Raw genomic sequence first — 17042 nt, 5'->3', positions numbered from 1 at the left:
GAAATGAGTAGTTCAGTAAATTTTTAAGCATCTTAAAAGATAAGAACAAGTGATATCGAGAAGGGGGATCTTCTTTCTCTATGTTCGAGTGAGTCCCTGTTATAGAGGATAGAACAAGGAGGATAAGAAGGAGTGCAATTAACTAACTTTTCAATCCGAAGACCTGTTTTTACGATTGTTGCGATGCTGTTATTTTTATTGCTCGGTTTTATTTCGTTATTTAATATACCGCTAACATTGATTCCAGAAATTGATCCTCCAATTGGTGCAGTTGTAACGAGCTATCCAAATGCTGGTCCGGAGGAAGTCGTTGACCGTGTAACGACACCATTAGAAGACCAATTATCAACACTCTCTGGACTTAATACGATTAGTTCAACATCAATGGAAGGGTCGTCCATGATTTTACTTGAATTTTCATGGGCAACGTCAATTAGTGAGATTGAAAATGAGGTGATTAGCCGTATTAATCAAACGCCACTCCCAGAAGGGGGAGATCAACCGCGGTTTTTAACCTTTGATCCATCCCAGCTTCCGATTATTCAGCTTTCATTAGCAATGGGGGAAGAAGTGACCGACTTTCAGGAGTTAGTGACTGACCTTGAACGAGAGCTAGTGAAAATTGATGGAGTAGCAAACATTGATACATCCGGAAGAATCGTTGAACACATCAGAGTACAGCTAGACCAAGAACAATTGGAGACTTTCCAATTGGCCCAAGAGGACATTGTCTCACTCATTCAATCGCACCACATTACATTGCCAGGGGGCACCGTGCAAAGTGGTGATCACCGATTAACAACAAGAGTCATGTCAACGCTTGAAGGTACTGAAGACATTCGGTCTTTGGTTGTGGCCATCGATCCAGAAACGTATGAAGAGATAACAGTTGCGGATGTAGGAACCGTAGAGATTGTCCCGGAAGAAATACGATCGATCTCAAGAACGAATCAGGAACCATCCTTGCTATTAAGTGTACAACAGCAAGCAGATGCTAATACTGCCGCTGTATCGAGTGAATTTAATCAACGGTTAGATGAACTATTACATACTAGTCGTTACCGTGAATTAGATGTAGCGGTTTTATTTGACCAAGGTGAGTTTATTGAAGAGGCAATTGGTAATGTATCAACGGCCTTACTTTTTGGTGGGCTATTTGCGATGCTTGTGCTCTTCTTATTTTTACGAAATCTTCGCAGCCCATTAATCATCGGGATCGCTATTCCTTTTTCTGTGATCGTTACGTTCGTGCTATTGTATTTTTCGAATTTCAGTTTAAATATTATGACCTTAGGTGGGCTAGCACTTGGGATCGGAATGCTTGTTGATAATTCAATTGTCGTCATTGAAAACATTTACCGTCATCTGTCGATGGGAAAAGAACCGAAACATGCTGCTCGTGATGGAGCAAAAGAGGTAGCAGCTGCCATTACAGCATCAACGCTAACCACGGTTTCAGTTTTTTTACCAGTTGTTTTCATTACTGGTATCATTGGTAATCTGTTTCGAGAGTTTGCGTTAACGGTTTCTTTTAGTTTATTTGCTTCGCTGGTTGTTGCTTTAACCGTCGTACCGATGATTGTGAGTCGAGTGTTAACGTCTCCGAAAGAGAACGTAGAAGAGCGTAGAAGAACGTCTCCCTTTCTTGTAGCGGTCGAACGCTCTGTTCGTTGGTCACTCCGTCACCGAATAGCAGTTGTAGCGATAACAGGTGGGTTGCTCGTGTTAGGGGCGTTTGGCCTTACGACAGTTGGAACTGAGTTTTTACCGGCTTCTGATGAAGGATTTTTCACGGTTGATCTTGAAATGGAGCGTGGCACGCCGCTTCAAGATACGTTTACAGTTGTTGAAGATATTGAAGCTGTTCTTGCTGGACGACAAGAAATTCAAGATTATTTAACGGTGACGGGATCAGAAGGGGCAGAAGCTTCGCTTTTTGGGATCTCAGGAAGTCATCAAGCCCAAGTTCACGTATCGATGGTACCAGTAAGGGAGCGGAACCAGTCAACGGTTGAGTTTGCTCAGTCAATCCGTCGTGATTTGGAGCGTGCGGCAGGTGAAGCTGATCTTTCCTTGAATTTACAAGCTTCCTTCGGTGGTAGCCCAAATACATTAACGTTTTACGTGAGTGATGTTGAGAAAGACCGGTTAGATGAGGCGGTTGAGGATTTATATGCTGAATTATCTGGACTATCAGACGTAGAAGAAATTCGTAGTGATCGTACCGATACGACAAATGAAATCCAAATTGTTGTCGACCCTGATGCAGCTCGAGCGGAAGGATTTGTGCCGGCACAAATTGCTCAAGTCGTTGGTGATGTGACACGAGGAGTAACGGCTACTCAGCTTGTCGTGCCAGATGATGGCATCTATGAAGTCACGGTCCGCTATGATGAATCTGTATTAGATGATATTGAAAGCTTAGGAAACTTACGATTAAGAAAGCAAGATGGTACCTTTGCATCGTTAGCTGATGTGACCGTGATCGAAGAGGGAGAAGGACCAGCAACGATTAATCGAGTTGCTCAAGAAGATGCGGTCGAGTTTCACCTTCAATTTGGCACAACGACTTCGTTAGGGGAGTTTACGGCAACAGTAAGGGACCATATTGATGGGATGCAGCTAGATGAAAATACGGTCATTGCTTTTACCGGTGATCAACAATTACTAGAAGATGCGACTAGTGACCTATCATTAGCACTTGTTGCTGCGGTAGTGTTTGTCTATTTAGTCATGGCTGCTCAATTTGAGTCCTTTAAATACCCGCTAGTGATCATGTTTTCTGTGCCACTTGTCCTTATTGGGGTTGCCATTGGACTGACGATCACGCAAACACCGATTAGTGTCACGGCCTTGATCGGGCTGATTGTCCTGGCAGGTATCGTTGTCAACAATTCCATCGTTTTGGTCGATTATATCAATCAAAAGAAAGGAAGCGGGTTAGACAGTTTAGAAGCGATTGTTGAGGCTGTAAAAGATCGCATTCGTCCGATTTTAATGACAGCTACAACAACGATTCTCGGGTTAGTTCCATTGGCTCTTGGGATAGGAGAAGGGACAGAAATACAACAACCGCTTGGGATCACGGTCATCGCCGGATTAATCAGTAGTACGTTACTAACGTTATTTGTCATCCCTGTCGTTTATAGCTTGTTTGATAAACGAACAAGAAGAAGGAATAAGAAAGTTGTCACAGCAGATGGTCAAACCATTTCCGTCTATCAGCTAAGGAAGCAGGAAAGCGGAAAAGATGCGTACCAATGGATCGAAGGTGAACTCTATGAGGAAGCCCAGTTACCACCAAGAAGTCATCGTAAGAGGTCTTCATTTGCAGAAAACATTCATCATAAAGTTAATGGCAAAGGGGATGAACAAGGCGTGCAAGTGAAGGAAGAAATGGACTTAACTTCTGTGCCTTATGCTAAGTCTGATGAAAAACAAATGCCAATCAAAGATCGTACGAAGGAAGAATTAATTGAGTTATTAGGAGAGATTGTTGAGAATTATCGCAGAAAAGAACAAAGGGATCAGTAAAAGATCCGGGATGTCCTCTTTGCCTGTTCTTCCTTCGCAGTTCTGCTAAATTCAATGGAAGGCAAGTCTATCATAAAAGATATACTACATTTGCATGGATTGGATTGCTATGTGAACATTCGGTGTAAGGGTAAAGTGATTGAAATTTTTCTGGAAAACAAAGGTAAAAGCACTAGATAATTGGTATAATTTGTTTAAGGTTTGTTTTTATGTACGTAACATAAGCCATGCGGGGAGCGCATGGCTTTGTCATAACAAACTTTCATATTTACGTTAAATAGTGATAAGCATTTTTTTTCATTGGATGATTAAGAACATAACTGTTAAACACCATTTTTAACGCTTCGTCCTCGTCTGAGACACCTTTGTTTTTTAACTCCTCAAATGTGTGATGTAAAAAACGGTCGTGAGTGAGAAGGCGTTTCATTCGTACAGGCGTAAAACTCATTGGTTCATCACCCTTTACAGTGTTAAGATTTCTTGTCATTAGTATATGCTGTCTCTGTCGATTTACGTGAGTTCTTTTTACTTTTTTACGATTTTTTTCTTAACCGTTCCAGGTGACAAGCTTTTCAAATATTTTACGATAGAACGGGTACAATACAAACACAACATAACAAACAGACAAAAGGGGGCGTAATGCTTTGGGACAAAATCAATCTGAAAACATAGGTGTCCATCGGGAATACGACCGTTTAGAACGAGTGGTCTTGTGTAAACCGGAATTTATGCATATTGATGAAGCCATTAATGAAATTCAAGCACATTACATAGAAGAAAACATCGATAAGAAGGTAGCCCTAAAACAACACAAAGATTTGGTGGAAAAGCTTGAAGAACTTGGTGTCGAGGTGTCATTACTGCCTACGAACGGCGAATTCCCCGAGCAAGTGTTCACACGAGATATTGGCTTTACTTTAGGTGAAACGTTATTTATTGCTAAGCTACAAAAGGAAATCCGACAAGGGGAAGAAGAGATTCTTATGCGTTGGTTAAAGAAGCAGGAACTTCCTTATCACAATTTTGAAGCAGGAACCATCGAGGGTGGTGATGTTCTCATCGATGGCGATACGATCTTTATAGGTGATAGTCTACGTACAGGTGTTAAAGCGATTACCGAGTTGCAAAAGAAACTTCCAAATTATAATGTCGAATTGATTCCATTTGACGGGCAGTATTTGCACCTTGATTGTGTATTTAATATCGTTTCAAAAGATGAAGCATTAATCTACCCTCCAGCATTTGATGAACAGACGGTCAAGGCATTCGCTAAGCGGTATAAATTAATTGAAGTCTCAAAGGAAGAGCAATTTACATTAGGTACCAATGTTCTTGTGTTAGGAGAAGGAAGAATCATTAGTCTACCTAGAAATAAACACGTGAATCAAAAATTGAGAGATCATGGTTTTACTGTTATCGAGGTAGATATATCGGAAATTATAAAGTCAGGCGGCGCATTTCGTTGTATTACCATGCCAATGCTACGATCGAATTGACCAAATGAGAAGGAACCATCCCATGGATAAATTGATGGGGTGGTTTTTTTTGTAGTACATACAAACGACCACAAAAGATGCTAAAATAGGCTAGTAAGTTACGTTATAGTAAAGGAAGATAAGAATGTCAAATATGATTACAACTTCAGCGGCTAGTGATTATGTGTTAGAGCAAATGATTTTGCCGAGCATTTCTGAGATTATCCTGTTTATGAACATAACAGAGGATGGAACGCTAACTGTAAATAAATTTAATCAAGCGGGGGCTGATTATTTTCAACTGTCAGGTGATAAAGATGATATCATAACGGAGCAGGGGCTACCAAGTGAGCTCGTACGAGCACTAGTAGAAAGAGGTCAATATGCTCTAGAACATAGCGAAGTATCCCAAACGTTTCAAATTGAATTTGGCAACAGCCAACTGATTGATGGTACGTTATTTATGTTAGATGATGAAAAGCAGTTTATGTTGATAGCAACAGATCAAAAGGAACGAGTTAGGCATGAACAAGAAAGCCGTCAATACGATGAAATGATTGAGGCATTGCTTGATGGATCAGAGGATGCCATCGTTATCCAAGATATGAATGGAACAATTGAAAAAGTAAATAATTGTTTTGAAAACGTATTTGGATGGGTAGAAGCTGACATTGTTGGACAAGGGCTTCCATTTATCCCTGAATTTCTAAAAGAAGAGCTGCTTATGATTATGGTTAAGGCACGCCTTGGGGAGCGAATTGATCGCTTTGAGACGAAGTTACAACGTAAAAATGGCAGTCGAATTGATGTTTCAATGACGATTAACCCTGTAAACCATACAAACATTATTGTGACAATTTCAGATAAGAGCTACGAGAAAGACTTAGAGAAGCGGTTAGAAAAAAACGAAGCTCTTTATCAAATGATCACCGAAAATTCCCGTGATTTAATTTCTGTCATTAGTTTGGACGGGGTTGTTACATATGCTTCACCATCGTATAAGCAAGTGTTAGGCTTCTCAGCTAGTGCGATTGAGGGGCACTGGTACTATAACTTAATTCATAAGGATGATTTACCTGGCTTTCATAAGCAGTTACTTGCTTTAGTAACTGGACAAGCCAGTTTGAAATATGAAATGAGGATTCGTCATGCACAAGGTCATTGGATTTGGATCGAAGTTGAAGGGGCATTAGCTTCTTTTTATGAAAATCATAAACAAGTGGTAATCTCTGGGCGTGATATTCGTGAGCGTAAGCATCTTGAATCAAAGCTTACACAAATGGCTTATCATGATCCGCTAACTGAATTACCGAATGTAAGGTTATTGCACGATCGCATTGAGGTTGCATTAACACAAGCGGTAGGATTAGAACAAATGATTGCTGTTGTCGCGCTCGATTGTGATAAGTTTAAACAGATCAATGATACGATGGGTCATGATGTGGGCGATGAATTATTAAAAGGTATTGCGCGTCGCTTGCAACAAAGTGTACGAGCGAATGACACAGTTGCTCGCATTGGTGGGGATGAATTTATTCTGTTAATCCCGGGATTAGAAACGAAGGATGAAGCATTAGAGGTCGTCGAGGCTTGTATGGAGGAATTGAAAAAGACATGGCAGATTGGTGAGCACTCGTTTAAAACGACTTCAAGCATGGGAGTGTCCTATTATCCAACTGATGGAACGAAAGTAAAGCAACTGATTAAAAATGCTGATCTTGCGCTTTATGAAGCAAAGAAAAACCCAGAGATGAATTATCAAGTTTTTGCTGAAATCAAATAGATGAAGGGGTCGAGTCCAACTACTGTAAGTTCTGTATGCACCAACATGAACTGAGAAGTAGGTGCCGCGGCCCTTTTTTGTTGCATGTGATCTGTGTGTCGAGGACGAGGATATTCAAAACGGCTGGTTTATCGTTTTTTGTCAACACATGTCGGAATCGTTTGATATTTCTGAATGACTTTTTATAAAGCTATTGACAAATGTTAATTATTTTCCTAAAATTCAAATATAAGATTCAGACTGACTAGTCGGTCTTAGTTAATCGATTGTTAGTTGAGAATGAAAGGGATGAGAGGATGTTTAAAAAAGTACTCATTGCCAATCGTGGTGAAATAGCAGTTCGAGTCATCCGTGCATGTAAAGAAATGGGTGTAGCTACAGTAGCTGTCTATTCAGAAGCAGATAAAGAAGCGTTACATGTTCGACTTGCCGATGAAGCCTATTGCATAGGACCTCATTTATCAACACATAGTTACTTGAATATGAACAACATTTTAAGTGTAGCGATGAATGCCGATGTTGATGCAATCCATCCTGGTTATGGATTTTTAGCAGAAAATGCTGATTTTGCAGAGAAATGTGCTGAGAATGATATTACCTTCATTGGACCATCGCCTGATGCGATTAATCGCATGGGAGCAAAAGCAGTTGCCCGTGATACGATGGCAGCAGCAAATGTACCGATTGTACCAGGTACAGATGGAATCATTGAAGACATTGATGAAGCGATGAAAACAGCAAGAGAAATTGGCTACCCAGTTATGGTAAAAGCAACGGCTGGCGGTGGTGGTAAAGGGATGCGCGTCGCTAAAACTGAAGAAGATTTAAAAAATGCGATTTCCATGGCTCAGCAAGAAGCTGAAACCGCTTTCGGTAATGCTGGTGTTTATTTAGAAAAGTTTGTTGAGGAGCCAAGACACGTTGAAATCCAGATTATCGCTGATCAATACGGTAATGTTGCTCACCTCGGTGAACGTGATTGCTCGATCCAACGTCGTCACCAAAAGCTGATCGAAGAAGCTCCTTCACCTGCGTTAGATGAAGACTTACGTCAACAAATGGGCGATGCATCTGTCAAAGCAGCGTTAGCTGTTAATTATTGTGGTGCAGGTACGGTTGAATTCTTATTAGATAAACATAAAAATTTCTATTTCATGGAAATGAATACACGCATTCAAGTGGAGCATCCAGTTTCTGAATTAGTTACAGGAATTGATCTTATTAAAGAACAAATCGCAGTTGCAGCTGGTGAAAAGCTGTCATTCTCGCAAGAAGAGGTTACCATCAATGGTTGGTCGATTGAATGCCGTATTAATGCTGAAAATCCAGATAAGAACTTCATGCCGTCACCAGGGAAAATTGACATGTATTTACCACCAGGTGGGCTAGGTGTTCGAGTCGATAGTGCCGTTTATCCTGGGTACACAATTACACCGTTTTATGATTCAATGGTCGCAAAGCTAATCGTTCATGGGAAGGATCGTCAAGAAGCGATCGACCGTATGAAACGAGCGTTAAGTGAATTCGTCGTTGAAGGTGTAGATACGACAATCCCGTTCCATTTACGCTTGTTAGAGCATAAAGATTTTGTCGCTGGTGACTTTAATACGAAGTTTTTAGAAGATAACAAGGTTTAAAAGCAATGAAACAGGTTTGATGGCTAAAGTAGGTGAATAAGGTATGGCCGAAAAAACAACAAAGGAGCGCATCATGGATGCAGCGCTGCATCTCTTTGAGGAGAAGGGATTTCATGCAGTGACGGTAGATAAGATTGTAAAGGAAAGCAAGACCTCAAAAGGTGGCTTTTACCACAATTTCAAGTCGAAAGATGAGCTTCTCTATACGATTCATGATTCATTTATCACCTATGTCCTCGATAAAGCACATGAGGCATATGAAAATTTTGATACACCGACGGAACGGTTATATGAAACGGTCAAGTCTTTTGTTATGATGTTTGATATGTACCGTGCACATGTGACAGTTTTTTATCAAGAAAGTCTATACCTATCGCCAGATTATTTTGATGAAATCAAAAAGAAGCGTGACGAGTATAAAGAAATGATGTTTAAGGTCGTTCGCGAGGGAATTGATAGTGGAGAATTTCGTCAAGAGCTCCCAGTCCCTATCATGTCTATGGCGATTTTTGGTATGATAAACTGGACGTATAAATGGTATAAATCAACGGGTCGCTACTCGATTGAAGAGATCGCAGAAATTTATGCCGACCTCGTCTTACATTCAACGTTAACGAAAGAGGCGTTGGAAAAGGAAGAATATGCTCGCTTTTTCTTGAAGACAAAGCAGCACACACAACAAATAAACCAATGATTTAAAGGAGTGCTTAACATGTTAAAAATCAATGAAATCAAAGAACTTATTCGTGCGGTGGATCGTTCAACGGTAGGAGAGTTAATTATTAAGGGAGAAAGCAAAGAGCAAATTACGATTCGTAAACAAGGCGCAGTAACGGTTGATCAAACAGCAGCGCCGGCGCCAGCTCCAGTCCAAGAAACGCAAGCACCGGCGCCAGCGCCAGCTGCACCAGTAAAGGAAGAAGCCCCAAAACAAGAGGAGCAACAAGAAGCGAAACCAGCAGCTAATCTTGACGATGAGACTCTTCACAAGATTACATCTCCAATGGTTGGAACGTTCTATTCTGCGCCATCTCCAGACGCTGATCCGTATGTAAAAGCGGGTGACAAAGTATCAACAGATTCTGTTGTTTGTATCGTTGAAGCAATGAAATTAATGAATGAGCTAGAAGCTGAAGTTAACGGTGAAATTGTTGAAGTCCTTGTTGAAAACGGACAGCTTGTTGAATATGGTCAGCCATTATTCCTCGTTAAACAATCGTAAGTCGTAACTATTTGAACTGAAATTCGGAAATGGAGGAATAGCCATATGGATATTTTCGATAAGATTGAAATTATGGAAGAACGCCGGGAAAAGGTAAAGCTCGGCGGTGGTGATAAACGGATCGATGCTCAACATGAGCGCGGGAAGTTAACAGCAAGAGAGCGTATCGATCTTCTTGTAGATGAAGATACATTTGTTGAAATAAACCCCTTCATTGAAAATCGTGGTCTAGACTTTGGCGCTGGTGAAGCGCCAGGGGAAGGGGTCGTCACTGGGTATGCAAAAGTCAATGGGCGACTAATCTTCTTATTTGCTCAAGACTTTACCGTTTTTGGCGGTGCACTTGGTGAAATGCATGCTGAGAAAATTGTTAAAATTATGGATCTCGCTGCTGAAAACGGCGCCCCAATCATCGGCTTGAATGATTCAGGCGGTGCACGTATTCAAGAAGGCGTACTCTCACTTGATGGATACGGAAAGATTTTCTATCGAAATTCGATTTATTCAGGTGTGATTCCACAAATTTCAGTAATTATGGGTCCATGTGCAGGTGGGGCTGTTTACTCGCCAGCGATTACAGATTTTGTATTTATGGTTGAGAAGACGAGCCAAATGTTTATTACTGGACCAAAAGTAATCGAGAGTGTAACCGGAGCAAAAATTAATGGTGAAGATCTTGGTGGTGCTCGTGTTCATTCTACGGTAAGTGGGAATGCCCATTTTACAGGTTCAACCGAAGAGGAGGTTCTAAACGAGGTTCGACGTCTCATTGAATTCCTGCCTCCAAATAACAAAGAAAAAACACCGGTGAAAGCACCACAAGAAGCGCGAGCGATCGGTGAGCGCATTGATGAGTTAATAGATATCGTTCCAGTTGATGGAACAAAAGTATACGACGTCCGTAAAGTGATTAACCGGATCGTTGATGATGAAGATTTCATGGAAGTTCAGCCGAACTTTGCCAAAAATATTGTCGTTGGGTTTGGACGTATCAACGGTGAGACTGTTGGGATCATTGCCAATAATCCAAAGATGATGGCTGGTGGCTTAGACATCGATTCATCTGACAAATGTTCTCGCTTTATCCGTTTCTGTGATTGCTACAACATCCCACTAATCACGTTTGAGGATGTTAGTGGGTTTATCCCAGGTGTTCAACAAGAGCACGGTGGAATTATCCGTCACGGTGCGAAGATTTTATATGCCTATTCAGAAGCAACGGTTCCGAAGATTACAGTCATCTTACGTAAAGCGTATGGCGGGGCCTACGTTGCTCTTAATAGTAAAGCGATCGGTGCTGACCTTGTCTTTGCATGGCCGAATGCAGAAATTGCTGTTATGGGACCAGGTGGAGCGGCAAATATTATTTTTGCAAAAGAAATTCGTGAAAGTGACGATCCGGAAGCGACGAGAGCAGCGAAGATCGAAGAATATCGTGAAAAGTTTGCTAACCCATACGTCGCATCGGCTAACGGAATTGTCGATGATGTGATTGATCCGCGTGATACGAGAAAGAGTTTAGCGATGGGGCTTGAAATGCTTCGTAATAAGAAAAAAGACTTACCATATAAGAAGCATGGAAACATTCCATTATAGTTCATAGTTAATAGATAGGTGCTTATATGATTTGCACATAGATAAAGAGATATAGAGAAGTAAGATAGGAGATTCATGGAGTGAGACCTTGAATGCACGGTGAGAGAGAAGAAAAAACTATTAACTACTAAACTATAAATAGAAGGGAGTGAGCGGTAAGGGTTCGAAAAAAACTTGATTGATATGAGTTAGAACTCTTGCCGCATTTTGTTATGAGCAAAGATAACGTAAAGAAGGATCTCGAACAATTTTGGGAATTTCCAATACCAACCTATGAAGAATGGCGAAAAGTAACCGAGAAGTCCCTTAAGGGGGCCTCATTCGAAAAAAAGTTAATTACAAAAACGTATGAAGGTATTGACCTTCAACCGATGTACCGTGATGAAGACTTGCCAGATCAAGAGAACCTGTCTCAACTTCCGGGCCATCGTCCTTATACACGTGGTACGCAAGTTACAGAAAAAGCATGGGAAGTTGCTCAAGAAATTGCCGTTTCAACACCAATTGCTTTTAACGAAGTGAGTCGCCATGACTTAAGTAAAGGGCAAACGGTTTTAAATATACGCTTAGATAAAGTGACACGTGCAGGAAAGAATGCAAATGAAGACCAAGAAAATGTTGGAGTAGACGGATTATCGGTTTCAACACTAGCAGATGTTAAGCAAGCGCTTTCTAACATTGACTTAGGCAGTGTTCCTGTTCATATCGATTCAGGTGAGGTGTCAGTACCTATTCTAACGCTTGTTGCTGCGTACTTGCAGGAGCAAAAGGTAAAAGAAGTAAAAGGGTGCATTGGCATGGATCCGATTGCTGAATTGGTGAGCACTGGCTCACTTTCTTATGATTTGGATACGGCTTATGACTTGATGGCTGACGTAACTGCTTGGGCAAAACAACAAGCTCCAGAACTACAAACGATCCTTGTCAAAGGTCATCCGTATCATGATGGTGGAGGAAGTGCGGTAGAGGAAGTTGCCTATGCGCTTGCCACTGCAACAGAGTATGTAGCAGCATTACAAGAGCGTGGTATGGATGTTAATGACATCGCCCCAAGAATTCGATTTTCATTTTCTATTGGATCTGATTATTTCATTGAGGTTGCAAAGCTTCGTGCAGCCCGTACACTTTGGTCAACGATAGTAAAAGCATTTGTAGGCAATAAAGAGGCACAAAAAATGATCATCCATGGGCGAACGTCGGCATGGACGAAGACTGTCTATGACCCGTATGTAAATATGTTGCGCGGTACTTCGGAAGCATTTGCAGCAGCGGTCGGTGGCGTTGATAGTCTACACGTTAGCCCATTTGATGAACCGATCCAGAAGTCGACGGCGTTCTCGCGGCGAATTGCTCGCAACACGCAAATCATCTTACAGCAAGAAGCTCATATTACCAAAACAGCGGACCCAGCAGGTGGTTCATGGTATGTAGAAGTATTAACGGATGAGTTAGCGAACAAGATTTGGAGTGTATTCCAAGACATTGAAGCAACTGGTGGCATCATTCAAGCGCTACAATCAGGGCAACCACAAGCGAAAGTAGCTGAGGTACGTGAAAAACGAGCCAAAAATATTGAGCATCGCAAGGATAAATTTGTAGGTACAAACATGTATGCCAATATGACTGAAAAGCCAGTCAACATTAAGCCAGAAGATGATCAATCAGCCATTGCTAATCATATTGCAGCAGTTGAACAAGCGGGACGTGTTTACAATCTTGTTGAAGTAAAGCAGGCAACAGGTACCGACCGGATCGAGCAAGCGATTCGGGCTGCAAAAGAAGGAGCGACGATTGCTGATCTCGCAGAAGCTCTTGGCAAGACAACGAATTCGATAGAAGTAACAGCGATTCCACAAGGGCGCGGTGCAGAGAAGTTTGAACAGTTACGGAAGAAAACAGAAGAGATGTATGAGAAAACAGGTAAGCGACCACAGGTGTTCTTGGCAAACCTTGGTCCAATCCCAAGCCACAAAGCACGTGCTGACTTTATTACTGGTTTCTTTGAAGTTGGTGGGTTTGAAGTGATCAAAAATGATGGTTTTGATCAAGCAAATGAGGCAGCAGAAGCAGCGCTAGAAGCAAATGCTGAAATCGTTGTCATTTGCGGAAAAGATGAGAGTTATCAAGAGATGGTAGCTCCAATCACGAAACAAGTGAAAGAATCAAAGTCAGAGACATCCGTGTTCCTAGCAGGAAAGCCTTCAGAAGAAGATAGAGCATTGTTTGAAGCAGCAGGTTTAGATGGTTTTATCCACATCGGTTCAAATTGTTACGAAGTGCTTGCAAAGCTTCAACAAGAGAAAGGAGTCACGCTATCATGAGTAGACCGGATTTTTCACAAATCGTATATAAAGAACCGTCCGAAATGGAAGATGTAGCAAAATGGCGAGTGCAAGCAGAAGAAGTGACAGGGAAACCCGTCGATGACCTTCTCTTTAAGACGCTTGAACAAATTGACGTGAAACCGTTATATACGAAAGAAGATACTGAAGGCATGAAACACCTTGATTATGTAGCTGGGATTCCTCCATTCTTCCGTGGACCGTATCCAGCTATGTATAAAGCGCGGCCATGGACGGTAAGGCAATATGCTGGGTTTTCGACAGCTGAGGAAAGTAATGCATTTTATCGTCGTAACTTAGCGGCAGGGCAAAAAGGGTTATCGATTGCCTTTGACCTTGCAACTCACCGAGGTTATGATTCCGATCACCCACGAGTTGTCGGTGATGTTGGTAAAGCGGGTGTCGCGGTAGATTCGATTTTAGATATGAAAATCCTTTTTGATGGGATTCCGCTTGATCAAATGTCGGTATCAATGACGATGAACGGTGCTGTTCTTCCGATTATGGCGTTTTATATCGTGGCAGCAGAAGAGCAAGGAGTTAAAAAGGAACAGTTAGCTGGTACGATTCAAAATGATATTTTAAAAGAGTACATGGTTCGTAATACGTATATTTACCCTCCAGAAGCATCTATGAAAGCGATTGCTGATATCTTTGAATATACGTCAAAGCATATGCCGAAGTTTAATAGTATTAGTATTTCTGGCTATCATATGCAAGAAGCAGGGGCAACGGCTGATATTGAATTAGGCTACACATTAGCTGACGGATTAGAATATGTCAAAACCGGACTAAAAGCTGGCATTGATATTGATGCGTTTGCACCGCGGTTATCGTTTTTCTGGGCGATTGGCATGAACTACTATATGGAAGTGGCAAAAATGCGTGCCGGTCGTTTAATTTGGGCGAAATTAATGAAGCAATTTAACCCGAAAAATGAAAAATCACTAGCGTTACGAACGCATTCACAAACCTCGGGATGGAGCCTCATGGAGCAAGACCCGTACAACAATGTTGTTCGAACGTGTGTAGAAGCGATGGCAGCAGCGCTGGGGCATACACAATCGTTGCACACGAACGCACTTGATGAAGCAATTGCGTTGCCAACTGACTTCTCAGCGCGAATTGCCCGTAATACACAACTTTACTTACAAGATGAATCAGGAATTACAAATGTGCTTGACCCGTGGGGCGGTTCATATTACGTCGAATCGTTAACTGCAGAACTCGTTAAAAAAGCGTGGGCACATATCGAAGAAATTGAAGAACTTGGCGGAATGGCAAAAGCGATTGAAACAGGTCTTCCGAAAATGAGAATTGAAGAAGCGGCAGCCCGTCGTCAAGCACACATCGATTCTGGAAAAGAAGCGGTGATCGGTGTGAACAAATATCGGTTAGAGAAAGAAGATCCATTAGAGATCCTTGATATCGACAACACAGCGGTTCGTGAAGCACAGCTTCGTCGTTTAGAAACATTACGAGCTGAACGTGATCAAGCGAAAGTTGATGCTACCCTTAATGCAATTACGAAGGCAGCTGAAACAGGTGAAGGTAACTTGTTAGAGCTTGCGGTTGAAGCGGCTCGTGCACGTGCAAGCTTAGGTGAAATCTCTGACGCCTATGAAAAGGTTGTCGGGCGTCACAAGGCGGTGATTAGGTCGATTAGTGGTGTATATAGCTCAGAGTTTGGTGAGGAAGAAGAAGTAAAAGTTGTACGTGAGATGGCCGATGAATTTGCGGTTAATGAAGGGCGTAGACCTCGGATTATGGTTGCTAAAATGGGGCAAGATGGTCATGATCGTGGTGCGAAAGTGATTTCAACGGCGTTTGCTGATATGGGATTTGATGTCGATATCGGTCCGTTATTCCAAACTCCGGAAGAAGCTGCCTTGCAAGCGGTTGAAAATGATGTTCATGTGCTCGGAATGAGTTCACTTGCAGCAGGCCATAAAACGTTGCTTCCACAAGTGGTAGAAGAGTTGAAAAAGCTTGGTCGTGAAGACATCATTGTTGTTATTGGTGGTGTTATTCCAGCCCAAGATTATGACTACCTGCAGGAAAATGGCGCAGCGGCTATTTTTGGACCAGGTACAGTAATCCCAGTGGCAGCACAAAAGGTTTTAGAAGAGGTTAATCGTCGCTTAGGGTACGAAGATGACGGCAATGAATAAAAAAGACCGGCCAGAATGGACACCCAAACAACCAAATCAAGCGTTTACGACGAATTATTTGGATGGGATCGAAGGGGGACATGATGGAATGAGTCGCGAAAAAGAGTCAAACAAAGAGACACGTCCAGCTCGCTCTATCCCTCGTCGCCGCAAGTTAACGGTCGATGATTATGTTAATGGTGTGTTAGAAGGAAACCGAGCGATCATTGCTCAAGCGATTACGCTTGTTGAGAGTAACTCACAAGCCCATATGGAGATCGCACAAGAGGTATTACAACAGTTAATGCCCCATACAGGAAATTCAGTTCGGATTGGTTTTACCGGTGTTCCTGGAGCAGGGAAAAGTACGTTAATCGAGTCCTTTGGCTCTATGCTTTGCGAGCGTGGACATAAAGTTGCCGTGTTAGCCGTCGATCCATCGAGTAGCGTCTCACGAGGAAGTATCCTCGGTGATAAAACGCGGATGGAGCAATTATCAAGGAATAAAAATGCCTTTGTCAGACCATCCCCTTCTAGCGGTACGCTCGGGGGAGTCGCTAGAAAAAGCCGAGAAACGCTATTGATCTGTGAGGCTGCTGGGTTTGATGTTATCATTGTTGAAACGGTTGGAGTCGGACAAAGTGAAATCACGGTTCGTTCGATGGTGGATTTCTTTTTAGTATTAATGTTAACCGGGGCTGGAGATGAGCTCCAAGGCATGAAAAAAGGAGTCATGGAAATTGCGGATGCGATTTTCATTAATAAAGCGGATGGACAAAATAAACAAGCCGCTTTAAATGCGAAGGTTGAGTACAATCGTTTGCTCCATTATTTACAGCCAGCAACAGAAGGATGGGAGACGAAAGCCTATACTGTCTCTGCGTTAACGGGTGAAGGAGTGCCGACGATTTGGGATGTTGTTCATGAGTATAAAGAGATCACAGTAAAAAATGGTCTCTTTGAGGAGCGTAGGCGGAAGCAAACATTAGATTGGATGAAAACATTAATCGAAGACCAACTGATGTCACGCTTTTATCAACACCCAGAGGTTGTAAAGAGCATGCCAATGGTTGAACAAAATGTCATTGATGGGAAGGCATCAGCTACGCTTGCGGTGAGACAACTACTTGATTTATATGACCGTTAGTGTGCGTGTTTAAGGGCTGTCCTAAGGGATGAATGAATCTTTAGGAACAGCCCTTAAACGGTTGTCTATAATAGCTGATTAGCATTGACCATACGAGCAATCATACAGGCAGTTGTTTTGTGCTTGTATTTTTGTTATGTCAAAATAATGGATGGG

The 17042-nt window shown here is 42.0% G+C and carries 11 protein-coding genes; 10 read left to right on the top strand and 1 reads right to left on the bottom strand.

The window, feature by feature from the left end; all coding sequences use genetic code 11:
- Window positions 1-132: 132 nt before the first annotated feature.
- Window positions 133-3534 carry an efflux RND transporter permease subunit gene (locus KH400_RS00155; protein ID WP_217221134.1) on the top strand — a complete coding sequence of 1134 codons (3402 nt, stop codon included), beginning with the start codon at window positions 133-135 and terminating at the stop codon, window positions 3532-3534.
- 268 nt (window positions 3535-3802) lie between these two features.
- On the opposite strand, the gene KH400_RS00150 is transcribed toward KH400_RS00155, so the two are convergent.
- On the bottom strand, window positions 3803-3982 hold the full coding sequence (locus KH400_RS00150) for a hypothetical protein (protein WP_217221133.1): 180 nt from the start codon (window positions 3980-3982) through the stop codon (window positions 3803-3805).
- Between the two features lie 196 nt (window positions 3983-4178).
- Here KH400_RS00150 and KH400_RS00145 point away from each other — a divergent pair, with 196 nt between their 5' ends.
- The 9 genes from KH400_RS00145 to meaB all read left to right on the top strand — a co-directional run bounded on the left by KH400_RS00145 (window position 4179) and on the right by meaB (window position 16886).
- Window positions 4179-5030, top strand: coding sequence for a dimethylarginine dimethylaminohydrolase family protein (locus KH400_RS00145; protein WP_246589103.1), 852 nt, complete (start codon window positions 4179-4181; stop codon window positions 5028-5030).
- A 124-nt stretch (window positions 5031-5154) separates the two neighbouring features.
- Window positions 5155-6792, top strand: a complete 1638-nt coding sequence (locus tag KH400_RS00140; protein ID WP_217221132.1) for a diguanylate cyclase domain-containing protein — start codon at window positions 5155-5157, stop codon at window positions 6790-6792.
- Window positions 6793-7088: 296 nt separating this feature from the next.
- On the top strand, window positions 7089-8429 hold the full coding sequence (gene accC / locus KH400_RS00135; RefSeq protein ID WP_217221131.1) for an acetyl-CoA carboxylase biotin carboxylase subunit: 1341 nt from the start codon (window positions 7089-7091) through the stop codon (window positions 8427-8429).
- A gap of 43 nt (window positions 8430-8472) precedes the next feature.
- On the top strand, window positions 8473-9123 hold the full coding sequence (locus KH400_RS00130; RefSeq protein ID WP_217221130.1) for a TetR/AcrR family transcriptional regulator: 651 nt from the start codon (window positions 8473-8475) through the stop codon (window positions 9121-9123).
- A gap of 18 nt (window positions 9124-9141) precedes the next feature.
- Window positions 9142-9651: an acetyl-CoA carboxylase biotin carboxyl carrier protein gene (gene accB / locus KH400_RS00125; RefSeq protein WP_217221129.1), complete on the top strand. Its 510-nt coding sequence runs from the start codon at window positions 9142-9144 to the stop codon at window positions 9649-9651.
- Between the two features lie 45 nt (window positions 9652-9696).
- Window positions 9697-11247 carry an acyl-CoA carboxylase subunit beta gene (locus tag KH400_RS00120; protein ID WP_217221128.1) on the top strand — a complete coding sequence of 517 codons (1551 nt, stop codon included), beginning with the start codon at window positions 9697-9699 and terminating at the stop codon, window positions 11245-11247.
- 197 nt (window positions 11248-11444) lie between these two features.
- Complete coding sequence (locus KH400_RS00115) at window positions 11445-13568, top strand: methylmalonyl-CoA mutase family protein (protein ID WP_246589102.1); 2124 nt, start codon at window positions 11445-11447, stop codon at window positions 13566-13568.
- Window positions 13565-15760: a methylmalonyl-CoA mutase gene (scpA, locus tag KH400_RS00110; RefSeq protein WP_217221127.1), complete on the top strand. Its 2196-nt coding sequence runs from the start codon at window positions 13565-13567 to the stop codon at window positions 15758-15760. The genes KH400_RS00115 and scpA overlap by 4 nt, the downstream gene beginning before the upstream one ends.
- The gene (meaB, locus tag KH400_RS00105) at window positions 15744-16886 is read left to right on the top strand and encodes a methylmalonyl Co-A mutase-associated GTPase MeaB (protein ID WP_438821093.1); all 1143 of its coding nucleotides are present in this window, start codon (window positions 15744-15746) and stop codon (window positions 16884-16886) included. The genes scpA and meaB overlap by 17 nt, the downstream gene beginning before the upstream one ends.
- Window positions 16887-17042 lie beyond the last annotated feature (156 nt).

The sequence above is a fragment of the Desertibacillus haloalkaliphilus genome, assembly GCF_019039105.1.
Lineage (GTDB): Bacteria > Bacillota > Bacilli > Bacillales > KJ1-10-99 > Desertibacillus > Desertibacillus haloalkaliphilus.
This window is presented reverse-complemented; position numbering and strand designations above follow the sequence as displayed.